Origin of the sequence: Citrobacter sp. Cf132 (assembly GCF_030333885.1) — a bacterium.
Lineage (GTDB): Bacteria > Pseudomonadota > Gammaproteobacteria > Enterobacterales > Enterobacteriaceae > Citrobacter > Citrobacter freundii.
The window spans coordinates 375,637-394,934 of sequence record NZ_JAOWFA010000071.1 but is presented as its reverse complement, the minus strand read 5'-3'; the positions used below and the strand labels follow the sequence as shown (position 1 = coordinate 394,934).

Annotated in this window: 21 protein-coding genes; 6 read left to right on the top strand and 15 right to left on the bottom strand. The window is 51.5% G+C overall.

Going from position 1 to position 19,298, the window contains the following annotated elements; genetic code table 11:
- The first annotated feature begins 354 nt into the window (after positions 1–354).
- Complete coding sequence (pagP, locus tag OGV85_RS22515) at positions 355–918, top strand: lipid IV(A) palmitoyltransferase PagP (protein ID WP_061548065.1); 564 nt, start codon at positions 355–357, stop codon at positions 916–918.
- Between the two features lie 189 nt (positions 919–1,107).
- Complete coding sequence (cspE, locus tag OGV85_RS22510; RefSeq protein WP_000034825.1) at positions 1,108–1,317, top strand: transcription antiterminator/RNA stability regulator CspE; 210 nt, start codon at positions 1,108–1,110, stop codon at positions 1,315–1,317.
- Positions 1,318–1,369: 52 nt separating this feature from the next.
- Here cspE and crcB read toward each other — a convergent pair whose 3' ends face one another.
- Positions 1,370–1,753 carry a fluoride efflux transporter CrcB gene (crcB, locus tag OGV85_RS22505; protein WP_003022693.1) on the bottom strand — a complete coding sequence of 128 codons (384 nt, stop codon included), beginning with the start codon at positions 1,751–1,753 and terminating at the stop codon, positions 1,370–1,372.
- Between the two features lie 90 nt (positions 1,754–1,843).
- Here crcB and OGV85_RS22500 point away from each other — a divergent pair, with 90 nt between their 5' ends.
- The gene (locus OGV85_RS22500) at positions 1,844–2,632 is read left to right on the top strand and encodes a deaminated glutathione amidase (RefSeq protein WP_061548066.1); all 789 of its coding nucleotides are present in this window, start codon (positions 1,844–1,846) and stop codon (positions 2,630–2,632) included.
- A 128-nt stretch (positions 2,633–2,760) separates the two neighbouring features.
- Positions 2,761–2,964: a twin-arginine translocase subunit TatE gene (gene tatE, locus OGV85_RS22495; RefSeq protein ID WP_003022699.1), complete on the top strand. Its 204-nt coding sequence runs from the start codon at positions 2,761–2,763 to the stop codon at positions 2,962–2,964.
- Between the two features lie 98 nt (positions 2,965–3,062).
- Here tatE and lipA read toward each other — a convergent pair whose 3' ends face one another.
- The 10 genes from lipA to OGV85_RS22445 all read right to left on the bottom strand — a co-directional run bounded on the left by lipA (position 3,063) and on the right by OGV85_RS22445 (position 12,535).
- Entirely contained in the window at positions 3,063–4,028 is a 966-nt protein-coding gene (gene lipA, locus OGV85_RS22490) for a lipoyl synthase (RefSeq protein ID WP_003022702.1), read from the bottom strand.
- A 206-nt stretch (positions 4,029–4,234) separates the two neighbouring features.
- Positions 4,235–4,876 (bottom strand): lipoyl(octanoyl) transferase LipB, encoded by a 642-nt coding sequence (lipB, locus tag OGV85_RS22485; RefSeq protein WP_003022703.1) that lies wholly within the window; start codon positions 4,874–4,876, stop codon positions 4,235–4,237.
- Between the two features lie 113 nt (positions 4,877–4,989).
- The gene (ybeD, locus tag OGV85_RS22480) at positions 4,990–5,253 is read right to left on the bottom strand and encodes a DUF493 family protein YbeD (RefSeq protein WP_003022706.1); all 264 of its coding nucleotides are present in this window, start codon (positions 5,251–5,253) and stop codon (positions 4,990–4,992) included.
- 106 nt (positions 5,254–5,359) lie between these two features.
- Positions 5,360–6,571 carry a D-alanyl-D-alanine carboxypeptidase DacA gene (dacA, locus tag OGV85_RS22475; RefSeq protein ID WP_061548067.1) on the bottom strand — a complete coding sequence of 404 codons (1,212 nt, stop codon included), beginning with the start codon at positions 6,569–6,571 and terminating at the stop codon, positions 5,360–5,362.
- Between the two features lie 142 nt (positions 6,572–6,713).
- Entirely contained in the window at positions 6,714–7,823 is a 1,110-nt protein-coding gene (gene rlpA, locus OGV85_RS22470; protein ID WP_003022715.1) for an endolytic peptidoglycan transglycosylase RlpA, read from the bottom strand.
- 10 nt (positions 7,824–7,833) lie between these two features.
- Positions 7,834–8,946: a peptidoglycan glycosyltransferase MrdB gene (gene mrdB / locus OGV85_RS22465; RefSeq protein WP_003022718.1), complete on the bottom strand. Its 1,113-nt coding sequence runs from the start codon at positions 8,944–8,946 to the stop codon at positions 7,834–7,836.
- Positions 8,947–8,948: 2 nt separating this feature from the next.
- Entirely contained in the window at positions 8,949–10,850 is a 1,902-nt protein-coding gene (gene mrdA / locus OGV85_RS22460) for a peptidoglycan DD-transpeptidase MrdA (RefSeq protein WP_057063295.1), read from the bottom strand.
- A gap of 30 nt (positions 10,851–10,880) precedes the next feature.
- A complete protein-coding gene (gene rlmH, locus OGV85_RS22455; RefSeq protein WP_003022725.1) occupies positions 10,881–11,348 on the bottom strand; it encodes a 23S rRNA (pseudouridine(1915)-N(3))-methyltransferase RlmH in 468 nt (155 codons plus the stop codon).
- 3 nt (positions 11,349–11,351) lie between these two features.
- Positions 11,352–11,669 carry a ribosome silencing factor gene (rsfS, locus tag OGV85_RS22450; RefSeq protein ID WP_003022728.1) on the bottom strand — a complete coding sequence of 106 codons (318 nt, stop codon included), beginning with the start codon at positions 11,667–11,669 and terminating at the stop codon, positions 11,352–11,354.
- Between the two features lie 254 nt (positions 11,670–11,923).
- Entirely contained in the window at positions 11,924–12,535 is a 612-nt protein-coding gene (locus OGV85_RS22445; RefSeq protein ID WP_016149777.1) for an adenosylcobalamin/alpha-ribazole phosphatase, read from the bottom strand.
- A 96-nt stretch (positions 12,536–12,631) separates the two neighbouring features.
- Between OGV85_RS22445 and cobD the strand changes: the two genes are divergently transcribed.
- A complete protein-coding gene (gene cobD, locus OGV85_RS22440; protein WP_061548068.1) occupies positions 12,632–13,726 on the top strand; it encodes a threonine-phosphate decarboxylase CobD in 1,095 nt (364 codons plus the stop codon).
- On the opposite strand, the gene nadD is transcribed toward cobD, so the two are convergent.
- From nadD to leuS, 4 genes are read right to left on the bottom strand one after another with little or no spacing between them, the layout of a single operon-like run.
- Positions 13,701–14,342 carry a nicotinate-nucleotide adenylyltransferase gene (nadD, locus tag OGV85_RS22435; protein WP_003022738.1) on the bottom strand — a complete coding sequence of 214 codons (642 nt, stop codon included), beginning with the start codon at positions 14,340–14,342 and terminating at the stop codon, positions 13,701–13,703. The genes cobD and nadD overlap by 26 nt on opposite strands.
- 1 nt (position 14,343) lies before the next feature.
- Positions 14,344–15,375 (bottom strand): DNA polymerase III subunit delta, encoded by a 1,032-nt coding sequence (gene holA / locus OGV85_RS22430; RefSeq protein WP_003022740.1) that lies wholly within the window; start codon positions 15,373–15,375, stop codon positions 14,344–14,346.
- The gene (lptE, locus tag OGV85_RS22425) at positions 15,375–15,974 is read right to left on the bottom strand and encodes an LPS assembly lipoprotein LptE (RefSeq protein ID WP_003022742.1); all 600 of its coding nucleotides are present in this window, start codon (positions 15,972–15,974) and stop codon (positions 15,375–15,377) included. Before lptE ends, holA begins: the two co-directional genes overlap by 1 nt.
- Positions 15,975–15,988: 14 nt before the next feature.
- On the bottom strand, positions 15,989–18,571 hold the full coding sequence (leuS, locus tag OGV85_RS22420; RefSeq protein ID WP_156485352.1) for a leucine--tRNA ligase: 2,583 nt from the start codon (positions 18,569–18,571) through the stop codon (positions 15,989–15,991).
- A 235-nt stretch (positions 18,572–18,806) separates the two neighbouring features.
- On the opposite strand from leuS, the gene OGV85_RS22415 reads away from it, so the two are divergent.
- Complete coding sequence (locus tag OGV85_RS22415) at positions 18,807–19,289, top strand: zinc ribbon-containing protein (RefSeq protein ID WP_003022748.1); 483 nt, start codon at positions 18,807–18,809, stop codon at positions 19,287–19,289.
- Positions 19,290–19,298 lie beyond the last annotated feature (9 nt).

The following is a 19,298-nucleotide window of genomic DNA, read 5'->3' as shown; positions in this document are numbered from 1 at the left end:
AAAAATACGGATTCAAGCGATGGCTTAGCCGTTTTTTCAGCATCGTGGTTAAAAAAAGAATCTCACAATAAAAAACTGTGAAGTGCAGCGCCGGTGTGTGTGTTTTGTGGTGATATTGATTCTTAATTGTTAATTTATTGTAATGTTATTTAACTTTTCTCGGAGTAAAGAACAATTTATTGGCAATAAAGAGAAAATAGTTCCTATGAAATGGCTCAATAAATTAAGGGCTAATTATCTTAAAAATTTCATGCTGAGGAATATTCTGATTTTTTAGCTGCGCATTTTTGTTAAGCTAACATTAAGGTTGGGTTTGCTACAATTAATAATAAATCCCAGGATGGTAATTAAGTTGTGATTGTCGCTAAACGATATTTTCTCATTTTTTCATTTCTTTTTATTCAGTTAGCTTTCATTCCCCAGAGCGCTGCTGAAGATAAAGGCTGGTTCGCTACTTTTAAAGACAACGTCAGTGAAACCTGGCTGCAGCCGGAACATTATGATTTGTATATACCGGCTATTACCTGGCATGCACGCTTTGCCTACGATAAAGAAAAAACGGATCGCTACAATGAACGCCCGTGGGGGGCAGGATTTGGTCAATCCCGTTGGGATGATAAAGGTAACTGGCACGGACTTTATATAATGGCCTTTAAGGATTCCTACAATAAATGGGAACCTATTGGTGGTTATGGCTGGGAAAAAACCTGGCGACCGCTGGCCGATGAAAATTTCCATACAGGTCTCGGTTTTACCGCCGGTTTTACCGCGCGTGATAACTGGAACTACATTCCGGTACCCGTGCTGTTACCGCTGGCATCGATAGGGTATGGTCCGGCAACGTTCCAGATGACCTACATTCCGGGAACGTACAACAACGGTAACGTCTACTTTGCGTGGATGCGTTTCCAGTTTTGATAGACTACCTGTATTGTCAGGTGGATTATTAAAAAATCTTTTTAAAACAGTGTGATATCAACGTTAACTGAAAAATAACGCGACATTTATCACTTTTTGATAAAGTTCGACTGGACAAAGTGCACCACAATTGTTGTACTGATACCCGACACAGCATTTGTGTCTATTTTTCATGTAAAGGTAATTTTGATGTCTAAGATTAAAGGTAACGTTAAGTGGTTTAATGAGTCCAAAGGATTCGGTTTCATTACTCCGGAAGATGGCAGCAAAGACGTGTTCGTACACTTCTCTGCAATCCAGACCAATGGTTTTAAAACTCTGGCTGAAGGTCAGCGTGTAGAGTTCGAAATCACTAACGGTGCCAAAGGCCCTTCTGCTGCAAACGTAATCGCTCTGTAAGCATACGACAGCAAGCATTCAAAACCCGCTTAATTGCGGGTTTTTTTTCGCCTCAGTGTGCGGGAGAGGCCGAAACCAGCCAGAATGCCAGGGCGGTCATCGCAAATGATCCCAGCAGATTCGCCAGCACATTCAACATAGCCCAACCAAAGCGTCCTTCCTGTAGCAAAAACACCACCTCAGCCGAGAAAGTGGAAAATGTTGTTAGTCCCCCGCAAAAGCCAGTTGTAATCAGTACCTTCCACATTGGATCAATGTTTGTCATGCGATTAAACCATGCCAGACCCATACCAATGATAAATGCGCCAAGTAAGTTTGCTGCCAGCGTACCGAATGGAATGGCCTGATGTAGCGGGTTAAACCTCATGCTCAACATCCATCTTGCTACACTACCTGTACCACCACCGATAAAAACCGCTAAAAGGAGTTGTAACACTGCGTAATCCTGCTATTTGATTGTATATAGGATGAGTGTAACGCTGAATAATCGTGGTTGGCGAGCCTAACAACGTTTTCTGGAGGGAATATGTTCGTTGCAGCAGGGCAATTTGCCGTGGGACCTTCATGGGAAAAAAATGCAGAAACCTGCGTTTTACTGATGTCTCAGGCTGCGGGAGAGGGGGCATCGTTACTGGTATTACCGGAAGCGCTTCTGGCCCGTGACGATCTTGACCCAGACCTGTCAGTGAAATCAGCTCAATTGCTGGAAGGTGGATTTTTGACGCGCTTGTTGCGAGAAAGCGCGCAAAATGAGATGACGACAATCCTGACGATTCATGTTCCCTCTGTGCCTGGACGGGCGTATAACATGCTGGTGGCGCTACGGGCTGGTCAGGTAGTTGCCCATTACGCTAAATTACATCTCTACGACGCCTTTTCGATTCAGGAGTCACGAAATGTGGATGCAGGGGACGTCATAGCGCCGCTGCTGGACGTAGACGGGTTAAAAGTAGGGTTAATGACCTGTTATGATCTGCGCTTCCCAGAGCTGGCGCTGGCGCACGCATTGCAGGGAGCGGAAATTCTCGTATTACCCGCAGCCTGGGTACGGGGATCGCTTAAAGAGCATCACTGGTCTACGCTTTTAGCTGCAAGAGCGTTAGATGCAACGTGTTACCTGATTGCGGCGGGAGAGTGTGGTAATAAGAATATCGGCCAAAGCCGGGTCATCGACCCTTTTGGTGTGACCATTGCTGCTGCGGCGGAAACGCCTGCGCTAATTATGGCCGAGGTTTCTGCAGAGCGGGTAAGGCAGGTCAGAGCACAACTTCCGGTGTTAAGTAACCGACGTTTTGCGCCACCGCAATTATTATGACGTTTTTTTAAACAAGGCTTGATTCACCTTGTTACAGATTGCTATTGTGTGCGCGCGTCGAAAGGCCGTTAATATTCTCAGGTTAATATGGCGCTTTATGCAGCCTGGTTTAAGTGAAGAAGGTATCTATGGGTGAGATTAGTATTACCAAACTGCTGGTGGTTGCCGCACTGGTTGTTCTGCTGTTTGGTACCAAGAAGTTACGTACACTGGGTGGAGACCTGGGAACGGCAATCAAGGGCTTCAAGAAAGCAATGAACGACGATAATGCCGATGCTAAGAAAGATGCTGATGGTAGCGTTCAGGCTGAGAAGCTTTCTCATAAAGAGTAATGTCAGGAGCATGATGCTCATACTGCATACTCTGCATGAAAAAAAACCGGCAATTTGCCGGTTTTTTTATTGCTGATATGTAAGTGAGTATTACACGATTACTTCACTTCCAGCCCTTTGGCCTGCATGTCAGCATGGTATGAAGAGCGAACGAATGGACCGCAGGCTGCATGGGTAAAGCCCATGGCCATAGCTTCGGCTTTCATCTCATCGAACTCATCCGGGCTTACATAACGTTGAACCGGCAGGTGGTGACGGCTTGGCTGTAAATACTGCCCCAGCGTCAGCATGGTCACGCCATGACTGCGCAGGTCACGCATGACCTCAATGATTTCTGCATTGGTTTCGCCCAGACCAACCATCAGACCTGATTTAGTCGGAATCTCCGGGTGCGCTTCCTTGAAACGTTCCAGAAGCTTCAGCGACCAGTTGTAGTCCGCCCCCGGACGTACATTGCGATAAATACGCGGTACGTTTTCGAGGTTGTGGTTAAACACGTCTGGCGGCGTGGCGGTGAGGATATCCAACGCGCGATCCATACGACCACGGAAGTCAGGCACCAGCGTTTCGATTTTAATCGACGGGCTTTTCTCACGAATAGCGGTGATACAGTCAGCAAAGTGCTGAGCGCCGCCGTCACGCAGATCGTCGCGGTCAACGGAGGTAATGACGACATAGCGCAGCGCCATGTCAGCAATCGTCTGAGCAAGTTTTAACGGCTCGTTAGCATCCGGAGCAACCGGACGACCATGGGCAACGTCACAGAATGGGCAACGGCGGGTACAGATTGCGCCGAGGATCATAAAGGTTGCGGTTCCGTGATTGAAACATTCAGCCAGGTTAGGGCAGGAAGCTTCTTCGCAGACAGAGTGCAGGCCATTTTTGCGCATTGCCGCTTTGATGCCCTGGATGCGAGTGGAGTCCGCTGGCAGTTTTATTTTCATCCATTCCGGTTTACGCAGCAGGGCTTCACGCTCTGTTGCCACATTTTTTACCGGGATAAGAGCCATCTTATCGGCATCGCGGTATTTAACACCGCGTTCCATCACAATGGGTTTACTCATAGCTTGCGTGTTCCAGTTGCGAATTACGAAGGAAAGCGTTTCAATTCAAGGGAATGTTGCATTTATCAACTATTTTTGAATTAGTGATACGCAGTATATCATTGAAACGGGCCAGAAAGCAGCCTGACAGGCTGGCAAAATGTAAAATAGTTGTTGTTTTGTGCCATTTGCCACAACATTTGCCGTGGCAAAGTATGACCGTATTTTCAGTCTGCAACGTACTCGTGCGGTGGGTTACCCAACAGCGCTAATATGTTGGCCAGCAGGCGTGGGCGAACGCTCTCGGTCGTGGCTGCGCTATCCCACTGCGATACTTTCGCCATCTCCATTCCGGCGTAACCACAAGGATTGATACGCAGGAAAGGCGACAAATCCATATCCACGTTGAGCGCTAAGCCGTGAAACGAACATCCTCTACGAATACGTAATCCCAAAGAGCAGATTTTCTTCTCCCCGACGTATACGCCAGGCGCATCGGCTCGCGGGTGGGCATCAATGCCGATTTCCGCAAGTGTATTGACGACGGTTTGTTCCAGCAGCGTAACCAGTTCACGAACGCCAAGTTTGCGACGCTTCAAGTTCAACAGCACATACATGACCTGCTGGCCCGGCCCGTGGTAGGTCACCTGGCCGCCACGATCGCTCTGGATCACCGGAATATCGCCCGGCATCAGTACGTGCTCTGCTTTACCTGCCTGACCCTGGGTAAAAACAGGATAATGCTCTACCAGCCAGATTTCGTCATAACTGTTTTCATCGCGGGTATCGGTGAATTCGTGCATGGCCAGAGAAACTGGCTCGTAAGGTTGAAGACCGAGCTGGCGGACCAGAATTTTATCCTGATACAAAACGGCATCTCCGTAGATACTCACATAGAGTAGAGAATATAAAAGAGGGGAAAAGTATATCACAGGAGGGAGGGGTTACCCGAGCGGGGATGCAGCGGGTAACCAACAGGATTTTACAATACCATGCGTACGATATCGATATTGCCTAATTCTTCGTACAGCGTTTCAACCTGCTCAATGTGTGTAGCAGTAATAGTGATTGAGACCGAGTGGTAGTTGCCTTTGCTGCTCGGTTTTACCGTCGGAGAGTAATCACCTGGCGCATGGCGCTGTACCACTTCAACCACCTGATCAACCAGCTCAGGCAACGCCTGCCCCATTACTTTGTAAGTAAATGGAGTAGGGAATTCAAGCAGTTCGTTAAGTTTGGTTTTCATGTCAGCTCCGGCGTTACATCAATAAATAATAACTCCCACAGCGTGTGGGAGTTATCTGGATACCTAGTATATGGGGACGTAAATCACACTTTCAAGTGTTCGATTTTTAGCCAAACCAGTGATGGAACATTAATTTAATGTAATCAATGATTTTCCCAAAGAAGTTGCCTTCAGGGATTTCCTGCAGGACTACCAGCGGGCGCTGTTCGATGGTTTTGCCATCCAACTGGAAGTTGATGGTGCCGACAACCTGGTTTTTCCGCAGCGGTGCATGCAGTTCTGTGGTGTTCAGCACATAGCTTGCTTTCAGATCTTTCATGCGGCCGCGCGGAATGGTCAGGTAGACATCTTTATCTACGCCTAACGATGCACGATCTGTGTTACCAAACCAGGCCGGTTCTGAAGCAAACTCTTTACCGACTTTCAGTGGATTCACGGTTTCAAAGAAACGGAAGCCCCAGGTCAGCAGTTTTTTACTTTCGGTTTCGCGACCTTTATAGGTGCGGCCACCCATGACGGCAGAGATCAGACGCATCTGACCTTCGGTTGCGGATGCAACGAGGTTATAGCCAGCTTTGTCGGTATGACCGGTTTTGATACCGTCGACATTCAGGCTGTTATCCCACAGCAGGCCGTTACGGTTTAACTGACGAATACCGTTAAAGGTGAACTCTTTTTCTTTATAGATAGAGTATTCGTTAGGCACGTCACGAATCAGGGCCTGGCCAATCATCGCCATGTCGCGAGCCGAGCTGTACTGACCGTCAGCATCGAGACCATGAACGGTCTGGAAGTGGGTGTTTTTCAGGCCCAGCGCGTTCACATAGCTGTTCATCAGACCGACGAAAGCATCCTGGCTACCGGCTGCGAAGTCCGCCATTGCCACACACGCGTCATTCCCGGATTGTAGGTTGATGCCACGGATCAACTGGGAAACAGGAACCTGCATTCCAGGTTTCAGGAACATCAACGATGAACCTTTAAAGACCGGGTTACCTGTAGCCCAGGCGTCATTGCCGACAGTGACCAGATCGGTTTCTTTGAACTTGCCGGCTTTCATCGCCTGGCCGATGACGTAGCTGGTCATCATTTTGGTCAGACTGGCGGGGTCGCGGCGAGTGTCTGCGTTCTGTTCTGCCAGAACTTTGCCTGAATTGTAATCAATCAGGATATATGACTCCGCATCGATCTGCGGAACACCCGGGATCATGGTTTTAATATTCAGGTCATCGGCATGGGCAGCAGAGAGAGAAGCTGCGCAGAGAGCCGCGGTGAGCGCCATACGCTGCACGAAACGAGCGGAAAAAGTGGTCTTCATGGTCTGAACTACGACGTCCGTGATGAAATTAAAAAAAGTGCCCTACTATAGCAAATGCAAAACGGGCAGGCATCTGACTTTCCGCGTGACTTTGTTAATGTCATTTACAGAAACTGACAATTCAGATACCTGATTTACGTTATTACACGCCGGTGATGAAGGACTGTAATTGCGCCTCGGATTGAAGACGCTGCTGCAATGTGGAGGCTTCAGCTTTGCTGGCGAACGGCCCCATCTGGATACGCCAGACTGCGCCATTTTGTACCACCCGACCTGGAACGCCAAACTGCTGGCTTAAACGTTTTTGATACTGCTGCGCACGCGACTGCTCGCTGACTGCGCCAACCTGAACCACGTAACGTCCGTTGGCTACTGCCGCTGGAGCTGGTGCCGCGACGGCGGCTGGTGTTGCTGCTGGTGCGGTTGGTGTTGCCGGTGCGGTGATGGTCGGTTGCGGAGCCGGAGTCGGCTCGCTACCTTCCAGCACGCCTGCGGCGAGGGTGGTTGGCGCACCGAGGAATCCACCGCTGTTCACTGGCGCACCGGTTGGATCATCGCTTTTCAGCGTGGAATTGCTGATCGGACGAATATCGCCTTGCGGCTGACCCGCATCCGATGGCGAAGGCATACTTCCCATATTACCGCCACCGCTTAAATCAGGACGCGCGGGCAGGGCATAGGTTTGCTTTGCGACTGTCGTACACGCCATACCCGGACCGGACAATGAACCATCCTGGGCGACGATGATCGGGTCGATACGCACTTTGGTGTTGTTGGAGGTATTCAGACGGTCTGCTGCTGCACGTGAAAGTGAAATCACGCGATCGTTGCCATAAGGGCCGCGATCGTTTATGCGCACGACAATCATCCTGCCGTTTGCCAGGTTAGTTACTCTGGCATAGCTTGGGACTGGCAGCGTCGGATGCGCTGCGGTCAGTTGCATCGGGTCGAACGCTTCACCAGACGCGGTTAAGTTGCTTCCGGGTTCCGCATCATAGATAGCGGCAAGCCCTGCCTGGCTAAAGCGGGAAGGGTCCTGGACGATTTTGTAGCTCTTACCATCACGCTGATAGTCCTGATTCGCCGTTGGGTTCAGGGGTTCAAAGCGCGGATCGGCCCCGCTGATTTCAACAATCGGACCATTACACACCGCAGGCTGCGGCGCGACAGCACCCTGTTGCTGACCATCATCACTCGAACACGCCGCGAGCATTCCTGCTGCGATGCAGATACCAAGCCACTGCTTACGCATTGCGTACCCCTTACACGCTTTTCGACAACATTTTTCTATGGGTGTGGATCGACATAACAATCCCGAACCCGGCCATCAGCACGATAAGTGCCGAGCCTCCGTAACTGACCAGTGGGAGAGGAACGCCAACCACGGGCAGAATACCGCTCACCATACCAATATTTACGAAGACATAAACGAATAATATCAACATTAAACCACCTGCCATGACGCGACCAAAGGTGGTTTGCGCGTGGGCAGCGATCCATAATCCGCGCATAATCAGCAAAATGTACAGCGCAAGCAGAATTAAGATCCCTACCAGACCCAGCTCTTCTGCTAATACCGCGAAGATAAAGTCCGTGTGACGTTCGGGTAAAAATTCAAGCTGCGACTGCGTACCGTGCAGCCAGCCCTTGCCGCGTAGACCGCCGGAGCCAATAGCAATTTTAGACTGAATAATATGATATCCCGCACCCAGTGGATCGGTTTCTGGATCGAGCAACATCATGACGCGCTGACGCTGGTAATCATGCATCAGGAAGAACCACAGTATCGGGATAAACGCCGCAACCAGAACCACCGCAACACCGATTAAACGCCAGCTTAAACCAGAAAGGAACAGAACAAACAGACCGGAAAGGGCGACCAGTATTGAGGTACCGAGGTCAGGCTGAGCGGCCACCAGCAGGGTGGGCATAAATATCAGCACCAGTGCAATGGCGGTATTTTTTAGCGATGGCGGGCAAACATCACGGTTGATGAAGCGTGCGACCATCAGCGGCACGGCAATCTTGGCGATTTCGGAAGGCTGAAAACGCACAATACCCAAATCCAGCCAGCGCTGCGCCCCTTTGGATATCGCGCCGAAGGCATCTACCGCCACCAACAGGATGATGCAGAATATATAGAGATAGGGTGCCCAGCCTTCATAAACCCGGGGCGGGATTTGCGCCATCACCACCATGATGACCAGGCCCATTGCGATCTGGCCGACCTTGCGCTCCATCATGCCGATATCCTGGCCGCTGGCACTCCAGATGACCAGCGAGCTGTAAACCAGCAGCGCCAGCAAAATAAGCAACATCGTGGGATCGATGTGGATTTTGTCCCAGAATGTTTTTTTGTTCGGATTATCCGTCACGATTATTGGTCCTCCGCTGCTGCAACCGCGGGGTTTTCTGCAGGCAGATTGGTGTTGTTGTCGCCCAACATAATGTGGTCAAGGATCTGGCGCATAATGGTACCCACAGCCGGGCCCGCGCCACCGTTTTCAAGGATTATGGCGACAGCAACCTGGGGCTTATCATAGGGTGCGAAGGCCGTCATCAGCTTGTGGTCACGTAAGCGCTCGGCGATCTTGTGCGCGTTATAGGTTTCATTGGCTTTCAGGCCAAAGACCTGGGCAGTACCGGATTTCGCCGCAATTTTGTAAGGTGCGCCAGCGAAATACTTGTGCGCAGTACCGTTAGGACGGTTTGCTACACCGTACATACCGTCTTTTGCGATTTCCCAGTAACCGGAATGAATGTCACCAACGGGGGGTTCGTGTGGCTGTACCCACGGTACTTGCTTGCCGTTTTCTGCCGTACTCATCAGCAGATGCGGGACTTTTACCAAACCGTCGTTGATAAGGATCATCAGCGCTTTACTCATCTGGATAGGGGTTGCCGTCCAGTAACCCTGACCGATGCCGACCGGAATGGTATCACCCTGGTACCATGGTTTTTTAAACCGTTTTTGCTTCCACTCGCGGGTTGGCATGTTTCCCGCGCGCTCTTCGGCAAGATCGATGCCCGTATATTGGCCGTAGCCAAACTTGCTCATCCACTCTGAAAGTCGGTCTATCCCCATATCATAGGCGATTTGATAGAAAAACGTATCCGCCGACTCTTCCAGAGAACGGGTGATGTTCAGATGGCCGTGCCCCCATTTTTTCCAGTCACGGTAACGTTTTTCAGAGCCCGGTAATTGCCACCAACCTGGATCGAACAGACCAGTATTTCGGGTGATGACACCTGCACTTAATGCAGAAACTGCGACGTAAGGTTTAACTGTCGAAGCCGGTGGGTAAACACCCTGCGTGGCGCGGTTAACCAATGGGGTGTTCGGGTCATTGAGCAACCCAGAGTAATCTTTACTGGAGATACCATCGACAAACAGGTTCGGGTCGTAGCTCGGCATGGACACCAGCGCGAGAACGCCGCCGGTACGCGGGTCGGTAACCACCACGGCGGCGCGACTGCCTGCCAGCAGCGTTTCAATGTACTGCTGGAGTTTCAAATCGAGGGTGAGATAGATATCGTGCCCGGCCTGCGGCGCCACTTCTTTCAGCTGGCGAATGACGCGGCCGCGGTTGTTCACCTCAACCTCTTCATAACCGGTCTGGCCGTGAAGTACATCTTCGTAATAACGTTCAATACCCAGCTTGCCGATGTCGTGCGTCGCCGCGTAGTTAGCCAGTTTGCCGTCTTTGTCCAGGCGGTCTACGTCTTTATCGTTGATTTTTGATACGTAGCCAATGACATGGGTCAGCGCAGAGCCGTAGGGGTAGTAGCGGCGTTTATAACCTTTAACTTCGACGCCAGGAAAGCGATATTGATTAACGGCAAAGCGTGCGACCTGAACTTCACTCAGGTTAGTTTTTACCGGAATGGATGTGAAACGGTGTGAACGGGCGCGCTCTTTTTTAAAAGCGGCAATGTCATCGTCCGTCAGGTCTACGACGTTACGCAGCGCATCGAGGGTATCCTGAACGTTGTCGACCTTTTCTGGCATCATTTCTATCTGATAAATGGTGCGATTAAGGGCGAGCGGAATTCCGTTACGGTCATAAATGATGCCGCGGCTGGGGGCGATAGGCACCAGTTTGATGCGGTTTTCGTTCGAGCGGGTCTGATAATCAGTAAAGCGAACGATTTGCAGATTATAAAGGTTGGCGATCAGCACGCCGGTGAGCAGCAAAATCCCCAAAAAAGCGACCAGCGCCCGGCGCACAAATAGCGCGGACTCAGCCGAATAGTCGCGAAAAGAATTCTGTAGTTTCATCCGCTGCTTAATCTACTCAAGAATCAATGATCACTCACGGTGATAAGGATGGTTGGTGGTAATGCTCCACGCCCTGTACAGACTCTCCGCAACCAGAACCCGAACAAGAGGGTGAGGAAGGGTTAACGCTGAGAGTGACCAGCTTTGTTCTGCTGCTGCTTTACAGGCAGGAGAAAGACCTTCCGGCCCACCAATCAACAAACTGACGTCACGACCGTCCAGTTTCCAGCGTTCCAGTTCGGTCGCCAGCTGCGGCGTGTCCCAGGGTTTGCCAGGGATATCAAGGGTGACGATGCGGTTTTTGCCTGCGGCAGCCAGCATCTGTTCACCCTCTTTGTCGAGAATGCGTTTAATATCCGCGTTCTTGCCGCGTTTTCCTGCCGGGATTTCGATCAGCTCAAAGGGCATATCTTTCGGAAACCGACGGAGATACTCCGTAAAACCGGTTTGCACCCAGTCAGGCATTTTCGTACCCACAGCGACAAGTTGCAGCTTCACGCATTAACTCCAGAGTTTTTCCAGTTCATACAGGCGACGGCTTTCTTCCTGCATCACGTGGACAATCACATCACCGAGGTCAACGACGATCCAGTCTGCGACGTTCTCGCCTTCTACGCCGAGCGGCAGCAGACCAGCAGTGCGGGACTCCTGAACAACGTGGTCTGCGATAGACATTACATGACGGCTGGACGTGCCAGTACAGATAATCATGCAATCAGTGATGCTGGATTTGCCCTGAACGTCTAAGGCGATGATGTCTTGACCTTTCAGGTCATCAATTTTGTCGATTACAAAATCCTGAAGTGCTTTACCCTGCAAGTGTTCCCCCTGGGTGAAAAGAGTTAAAAACGTCTGTTAGTATACCTGAACCAGAGGCGATATCGGGACAAATGTCTCCGAAAGCGCTTGTGAAGTGCGCTATCATCCCACCCCACGCCGCAGAATGCATCGCCATTTTTGTAAAACAATTTCTGCAAAGCTCTGAAGGGCGGGAAAAGTCAGGTTGCGGAGAATAACAGCCTGTCATGGGGTGTCAATGGGAGAGAAGCCCTTCGGCAGAAAAAACAGTGCTTTCACTCTCCGTCGTGCCATACAGCCCGGCTGTTAAGTACTTTCAGAACCGCAAAATCGTCGCAAAAATCAATCGCGCTCCAGCAACCTTGTTCGACGCGAAAATGCCACATTGCTGCTGCCGGCATGGACAACAAACGGGCGATCAACACGCTCAATACACCCTGATGGCTCACCACCAGCAGGTTTTGGCACATTTTGTAATCATCGAGTTGAGCAATGAAGCGTTCCACGCGCAGGGAAAATGCCTGAAAACCTTCGCCATTAGTGGGCGTCGCGTTCTGCCAGTCGTTACACCACACGGCGTAGTTTTCGGCGTCTTCGCGCGCCAGATCGCGATGGTGGCGCATTTCCCAGTCGCCAAAAAACATCTCATTGAGCTCAGGCATGTTACGCACAGGAATCTCGCGATCGCCTAAGATCAACTGCGTTGTATGGCGGGCGCGCTCCAGCTCGCTGCACAGAACGTTGTCGACAGGCACATCGCGTAACAGCGTACTCAGCGTTTGCGCCTGAGCTATTCCCCGTTCTGTTAGTGGTGTGGGAGCGTGGCCGCTATATAAACCCGCGACGTTGGCTTCAGTTTCGCCATGACGTACCAACCAGAGTCTCATTTTTTCCTCTTGGGGTTATTCGCACAAAACATGATGTTTGCCCTGATTGCGCAGAGATTTTTCACTAAAATACCTTTTTTTACGTGGAGCGGCACGATGTCTTTATTGAAGAGCGCGCATGGTGGTAATACCCGAGAAGCCGCCGAACTGTTGGGCGTCTCGCCTGAGCAATTGCTGGATTTTAGCGCGAATATTAATCCGCTGGGTATGCCAGCAGATTTAAAACGCTCAATTATCGACAATATGGACTGCGCGGAGCGTTACCCGGATGTCGATTACGCGCAACTGCATGCAGCGTTGGCGGAGCATCATCAGATTCCGGCCTCGTGGATCCTGGCCGGAAACGGTGAGACCGAGTCTATTTTTACCTTGGTAGATGGCCTGAAGCCACGTCACGCGATGATCGTGACGCCTGGGTTTGCTGAATATCGTCGGGCGCTGCAATGGGGAGGCTGTACGATCCATGAGTTTGCGCTGCGCGAAGACGATGGCTGGCAGCTTACCGATGCGATCCTCGATGCGTTAACCTCAGAGCTGGACTGCCTGTTTCTCTGCACGCCCAACAACCCCACCGGGTTACTACCGGATAACCGCCTGCTACGTGAGATTGCCTCACGTTGTGAGCGGCTTGGGATCAATCTGATCCTTGATGAAGCGTTTATCGATTTTATTGCCGGGGAGCCGGGATTTATTCCGCTACTTCGGGATAACCCGCATATTTGGGTGCTGCGCTCGCTCACTAAGTTCTATGCGATACCGGGGCTGCGTCTGGGGTATCTGGTCAACAGTAACGAGCAGGCCGTTGTACAAATGCGCAGCCGACAAATGCCGTGGTCAATTAATGCGTTTGCTGCTCTGGCTGGCGAGATTATTTTACGCGACAGCGCTTATCAGCAGGCGACGTGGAAATGGCTGGAACAAGAGGGAGCGCGGTTTGAGCAGCAGCTACAAAACCTGCCCGGCCTGACGGTGTATCCCGGCCAGGCAAATTATCGTTTATTACGCTGCGATCGCGCGGATATTGATTTGCAACGGATGTTGCTGGAACAGCATGTCTTGATTCGCAGTTGTGCCAATTACCCTGGGTTGGACGCGCGTTATTACCGAGTTGCTGTTCGCAGTCAGGAAGAAAATGACCGCCTGCTGGTGGCATTAAACAACACGCTTAGCGGTACAACCCCTGCTGATTAATATAGTCAAGCACTGCGCCTGGCATCAGGTCGTCGCACGGCTCGCCTTTTTCCAGTCGCTCGCGAATGAGCGTGGCGGAGATGTTGAACCACGGCGTTTCGGCCAGGTAGATTTTCCCGCAAGGCAGGTTGTGCAGGTCATCCGGCGAATGAGTCAGGTGATCTTCCAGCCATTGCTGGTGCTTTTCCTGCGTCATTTCGAGAGGATAACCTGGACGTCGGCATACGATGAGATGGGTATTATCCAGAATCGTGTGGTAGTCGTGCCAGGAAGGGAAGGTCAGCAGCGAATCCTGACCAATGATAAACGCTAACGGCACATTCGGGCCTTGTTCCTCGCGCCACTCTTTTAGCGTTTGCGCGGTGTAGGAGGCCGTGTCGCGTTTCAGTTCGCGTTCATCCAGGGAAAACAGCGGTTTATCAGCAATGGCCAGTTCAACCATGCGCTTACGTTGCTCACCGGACGCTTCAGGCTGCGCACGATGCGGCGGCACGTTATTGGGCATGATGATGACCCGGGAAAGACCAATCAGATTCGCCAGAATTTCAACCGGTTTAAGATGACCATAATGCACCGGATCAAAGGTGCCGCCGAACAGAGCCTGCAATGATTTCATATCAACCATCAATAAAAACATCGGCCAGTGATTTATGGCAGAGCAAAAGGGACAGTCCCTCAAGTTCCGCCCACACTGACTGACCATAGTCTTGTTTAAGCGTAATTTCCGTACGCGTTAACAGCGTTACCGCCTGACGCAGCTGCGCCGGGTTCAGCCGGTTTAGCGCATCACCCATCATGCCTCGGCGATTTTGCCACACCCGGTGTTTATCAAACAACGTGCGCAAGGGGGTATTCGCCGACTGCCGTTTTAGGTTGACCAGCAACAGCAATTCACGCTGTATCGTACGCAGCAAAATAACCGGCTCACTGCCTTCCAGACGTAGCTGTTGCAGAATGTGCAGCGCGCGTTTGCTTTTGCCCATCAGCAGCGCATCCACCCAGTGGAACGGGGTAAAGTGCGCCGCATCGTTAACGGCTTTTTCTACGCGAGGCAGCGTTAGTTTGCCATCAGGCCAAAGCAATGCTAACCGTTCCAGCGCTTGCGCCAGTGCTAACAGGTTACCTTCATAGCAATAGCACAACAGCTGATTGGCTGCGTCATCCAGTTGCAGGTTATTGAGTTTAGCCCTCGCGGCGACCCAACGTGGGAGCTGTGCTTGCTCCGGCGTCTGGCAGCTGACCTGCACCGCATTATTGGCAAGTCCGGTATACCATGCGGCGTTTTCCTGCGCTTTAGTCAGCTTGTTACCACGAACAATCAGCAGCAGGTCGTTATGTAGCAGTGTGACGAGTGAAGCGAGCTGTTCGTTAATGGCGGCATTGGGGCCATTTTCAGGCAGTTGCAGGAGCAGGGTTTGACGGTTGGCAAACAGGCTCATCGCCTGGCAGAGTGAAAAAATCTCTCCCCAGTCGGTGCTGTTGTCCAGAGTGAAGGCGTGGTGTTCTTCGAACCCTTGTGTGGCAGCAGCCTGACGGATGGCATCCTGGCTTTCCTGCAATAAGAGGGGATCGTTACCTAAGAGCAAATACGCCGCGCGCAGCCCTTCATTGAGCTGTGCGCGGAGTTGTTCAGGGTACAACTTGAGCATCAGTTACCCAGCGTGGTGGAGACACGCGCCGGAGATGACGCAGGCTCTGCGGCTTTTGTCGCAGCTGGCTTAGCATCATCATCAGCATTGGATGACAGAGTATCAGCCAGATGTACGCTTGGCAGCTTACGAATTAACTGTTCAGCCGCTTTGTCATACATCTCTTTTACGATCATCTCCTGCTCGTTATCCTTCGCCAGTGCAGCCTGTGGGTTGTCAAAGAACGAACGATAAACTTTTGCGCTGATAGGGTAAATATCATGTCCTGGAATCAGCACGGTAGCGCTTACGGACATCACCATCTGGTATTCAGCCGTTTGACCGTTCTGGAATACCGACGCCGTATCCTGCGAAATGCTTACCGCGCCAAGACGTAAAGACGTCACATCTTTACGCATTGTACCGTCTTCAAGCAGCGTCACACCGTTCAGACGCAGCTGGTTACGGACCGCACGGCTTAACGGGCCGTTCGGATCGCCAGAGTTCAGGATCATGGTTTTCATTGAGGGTGGAACCTGCGTAGTACTACGCAGATGCCAGCCACACCCGGCGGTGACCAGCACCGCCAGAGATAACAACAATGTTGTCAGAAGTCGCACGCTTCCTCCCGCGCTTAGCCAACGACCAGATTGAGGAGTTTACCCGGTACATAAATCACTTTACGTACGGTAACGCCATCAAGATATTTTGCCACCAGATGCTCCTGGCCAGCACGTTCACGAACCTGTTCTTCTGTCGCATTTACCGGAACGGTAATTTTGCCACGGACTTTACCGTTCACCTGAACAACAACCAACGTCGAGTCTTCAACCATTGCGGCTTCGTCAGCTACCGGCCACGGTGCGTTGTCGATATCGCCTTCACCTTTCAGCGCCTGCCACATCGTGAAGCAAACGTGTGGGGTGAACGGGTTCAGCATGCGAACGACGGCCAGTAACGCTTCCTGCATCAGGGCTCTGTCTTGTTCGTCTTCCTGCGGTGCTTTCGCCAGCTTATTCATCAACTCCATAATCGCCGCAATTGCGGTGTTAAAGGTCTGACGACGGCCGATATCATCGGTCACTTTAGCAATGGTTTTGTGCACGTCGCGACGCAGCGCTTTTTGGTCTTCGCTCAACACATCAACGTTCAGTTCAGCTACATCACCTTTGGAGGTATGTTCGTAAACCAGCTTCCAGACACGTTTCAGGAAGCGGTTCGCCCCTTCAACGCCGGATTCTTGCCATTCCAGCGTCATATCAGCCGGAGAAGCGAACATCATGAACAGACGTACGGTGTCGGCGCCGTAACGTTCAACCATAACCTGCGGGTCGATACCGTTATTTTTCGACTTGGACATTTTGCTCATGCCGGTATACACCAGTTCATGGCCTTCTGCGTCCTGAGCTTTGACGATACGACCTTTCTCGTCGCGCTCAACGATGGCATCAACCGGAGAAACCCAGTTACGCTCACCGTTTGCACCAACGTAATAGAACGCATCGGCCAGCACCATACCCTGGCACAGCAGCTGTTTAGCCGGTTCGTCAGAGTTGACCATACCCGCATCGCGCATCAGCTTGTGGAAGAAGCGGAAGTAGAGCAGGTGCATGATGGCGTGTTCAATACCACCAATGTAGATATCAACCGGAAGCCAGTAGTTTGCAGCTTCTGGATCCAGCATCCCTTCGTTGTACTGCGGGCAGGTGTAGCGCGCGTAGTACCAGGAGGATTCCATAAAAGTATCGAAAGTGTCGGTTTCGCGCAGTGCAGGCATGCCGTTAACGGTGGTTTTTGCCCACTCCGGATCGGCTTTGATTGGGCTGGTAATACCATCCATAACCACGTCTTCCGGCAGAATAACCGGCAACTGGTCTTCTGGCGTCGGCAGTACGGTACCGTCTTCCAATGTCACCATCGGAATCGGCGCGCCCCAGTAACGCTGACGGGAAACACCCCAGTCACGCAGACGGTAGTTTACTTTACGCTCACCCACGCCAAGAGCCACCAGCTTGTCAGCAATGGCATTGAAGGCTGCGTCGAAGTCGAGGCCGTCAAACTCACCGGAGTTAAACAGCACCCCTTTTTCGGTCAGAGCTTGTTCGGACAGATCCGGCTCTGCGCCTTCAGCGGTCAGAATTACAGGCTTGATGGTCAGGCCATATTTAGTCGCAAACTCGTAATCGCGCTGATCGTGCCCCGGAACGGCCATGACTGCGCCCGTACCGTATTCCATCAGGACGAAGTTTGCTGCCCAAACCGGGATCTCTTCGCCAGTCAGCGGGTGAACGGCTTTAAAGCCCGTGTCGACGCCTTTCTTCTCCATGGTTGCCATTTCGGCTTCAGCAACCTTGGTGTTGCGGCATTCGTCAATGAAGGCGGCCAGTTCCGGGTTATTTGCAGCGGCTTTCTGCGCCAGCGGGTGACCTGCGGCAACGGCCAGATAGGTCGCACCCATAAAGGTGTCCGGACGGGTTGTGTAAACGGTCAGCGTGTTGTCGTAATCGTTCACATCGAAGGTGATTTCTACGCCTTCAGAACGGCCAATCCAGTTGCGCTGCATCGTTTTCACGGTGTCAGGCCAGTGATCCAGGTTATCCAGGTCACGCAGCAGTTCGTCAGCGTAAGCGGTGATTTTGATGAACCACTGCGGGATCTCTTTACGCTCGACTTTGGTATCACAACGCCAGCAGCATCCGTCGATAACCTGTTCGTTCGCCAGTACGGTCTGGTCATTCGGGCACCAGTTGACAGCAGACGTTTTCTTGTACACCAGGCCTTTTTTGTACAGCTCGGTGAAGAATTTCTGTTCCCAACGGTAATATTCCGGGGTGCAGGTCGCCAGCTCACGGCTCCAGTCGTAACCGAAACCCAGCATTTTGAGCTGGTTTTTCATGTATGCGATGTTGTCGTACGTCCACGGTGCTGGTGCGGTGTTGTTTTTAACCGCAGCACCTTCTGCTGGCAGACCGAACGCATCCCAGCCAATTGGCTGCAGTACGTTTTTGCCCAGCATGCGCTGGTAGCGGGCGATGACGTCACCGATGGTGTAGTTACGTACGTGGCCCATGTGTAGTCGACCAGAAGGATAGGGAAGCATAGACAGGCAGTAATACTTCTCTTTGCTCTCGTCTTCGGTAACTTCAAATGTGCGCTTCTCATCCCAGTGAAGCTGTACTTTGGATTCTATCTCTTCCGGGCGGTATTGCTCTTGCATGGCAGCCAGTGGTCCTGTTTTCAATACAGCTACAAACGTAGCTCTAGATGTGGTGTTTCAGATCCGCATAGCATAGCCCAAACGCCCGCGCCAAAACAGCCTTTCGCGCATTCAGCGTTGAATTCCCGCAAGGATAATTCTTGCACGAATTTACACACTCTGTGGACAGTCTTGCAAAGCGTAGCGTAAATAACGTCTATTATTATAGACAGTTAACGACCCAGGAGGCGAAGCGATGAACAAGGTTGCTCAATATTACCGTGAACTGGTAGCTTCACTGAGCGAACGTCTGCGTAATGGCGAACGCGATATCGATGCGTTGGTGGAGCAGGCGCGTCAACGAGTTATGCAGACCGGGGAGTTAACGCGAACCGAGGTGGAAGAGCTCACTCGGGCCGTCAGACGTGACCTGGAAGAGTTTGCTCTGAGCTATGAAGAAAGTCTCGATGAGGAGACAGACAGCGTCTTTATGCGGGTTATCAAGGAGAGTATCTGGCAGGAACTGGCCGATATTACCGATAAAACGCAGCTCGAATGGCGCGAAGTGTTCCAGGACCTCAGTCATCACGGTGTTTATCACAGCGGCGAGGTGGTCGGATTAGGTAATCTGGTCTGCGAGAAGTGCCACTTCCATTTAGCGGTTTACACCCCGGATGTGCTGCCGCTGTGTCCGAAATGCGGACACGATCAGTTTCAGCGCCGACCGTTTGAACCGTAATTGCTTATT

Bases quoted from the DNA above. Each gene is read 5' to 3' on its own strand.
- ybeD (WP_003022706.1), bottom strand. From the start codon at position 5,253: ATGAAAACCAAACTTAACGAACTGCTTGAATTCCCTACTCCATTTACT.
- OGV85_RS22445 (WP_016149777.1), bottom strand. From the start codon at position 12,535: ATGAGACTCTGGTTGGTACGTCATGGCGAAACTGAAGCCAACGTCGCG.
- cobD (WP_061548068.1), top strand. From the start codon at position 12,632: ATGTCTTTATTGAAGAGCGCGCATGGTGGTAATACCCGAGAAGCCGCC.
- tatE (WP_003022699.1), top strand. From the start codon at position 2,761: ATGGGTGAGATTAGTATTACCAAACTGCTGGTGGTTGCCGCACTGGTT.
- leuS (WP_156485352.1), bottom strand. From the start codon at position 18,571: ATGCAAGAGCAATACCGCCCGGAAGAGATAGAATCCAAAGTACAGCTT.
- OGV85_RS22415 (WP_003022748.1), top strand. From the start codon at position 18,807: ATGAACAAGGTTGCTCAATATTACCGTGAACTGGTAGCTTCACTGAGC.
- mrdA (WP_057063295.1), bottom strand. From the start codon at position 10,850: ATGAAACTACAGAATTCTTTTCGCGACTATTCGGCTGAGTCCGCGCTA.
- lipA (WP_003022702.1), bottom strand. From the start codon at position 4,028: ATGAGTAAACCCATTGTGATGGAACGCGGTGTTAAATACCGCGATGCC.
- holA (WP_003022740.1), bottom strand. From the start codon at position 15,375: ATGCTCAAGTTGTACCCTGAACAACTCCGCGCACAGCTCAATGAAGGG.
- OGV85_RS22500 (WP_061548066.1), top strand. From the start codon at position 1,844: ATGTTCGTTGCAGCAGGGCAATTTGCCGTGGGACCTTCATGGGAAAAA.
- dacA (WP_061548067.1), bottom strand. From the start codon at position 6,571: ATGAAGACCACTTTTTCCGCTCGTTTCGTGCAGCGTATGGCGCTCACC.
- nadD (WP_003022738.1), bottom strand. From the start codon at position 14,342: ATGAAATCATTGCAGGCTCTGTTCGGCGGCACCTTTGATCCGGTGCAT.
- cspE (WP_000034825.1), top strand. From the start codon at position 1,108: ATGTCTAAGATTAAAGGTAACGTTAAGTGGTTTAATGAGTCCAAAGGA.
- rlpA (WP_003022715.1), bottom strand. From the start codon at position 7,823: ATGCGTAAGCAGTGGCTTGGTATCTGCATCGCAGCAGGAATGCTCGCG.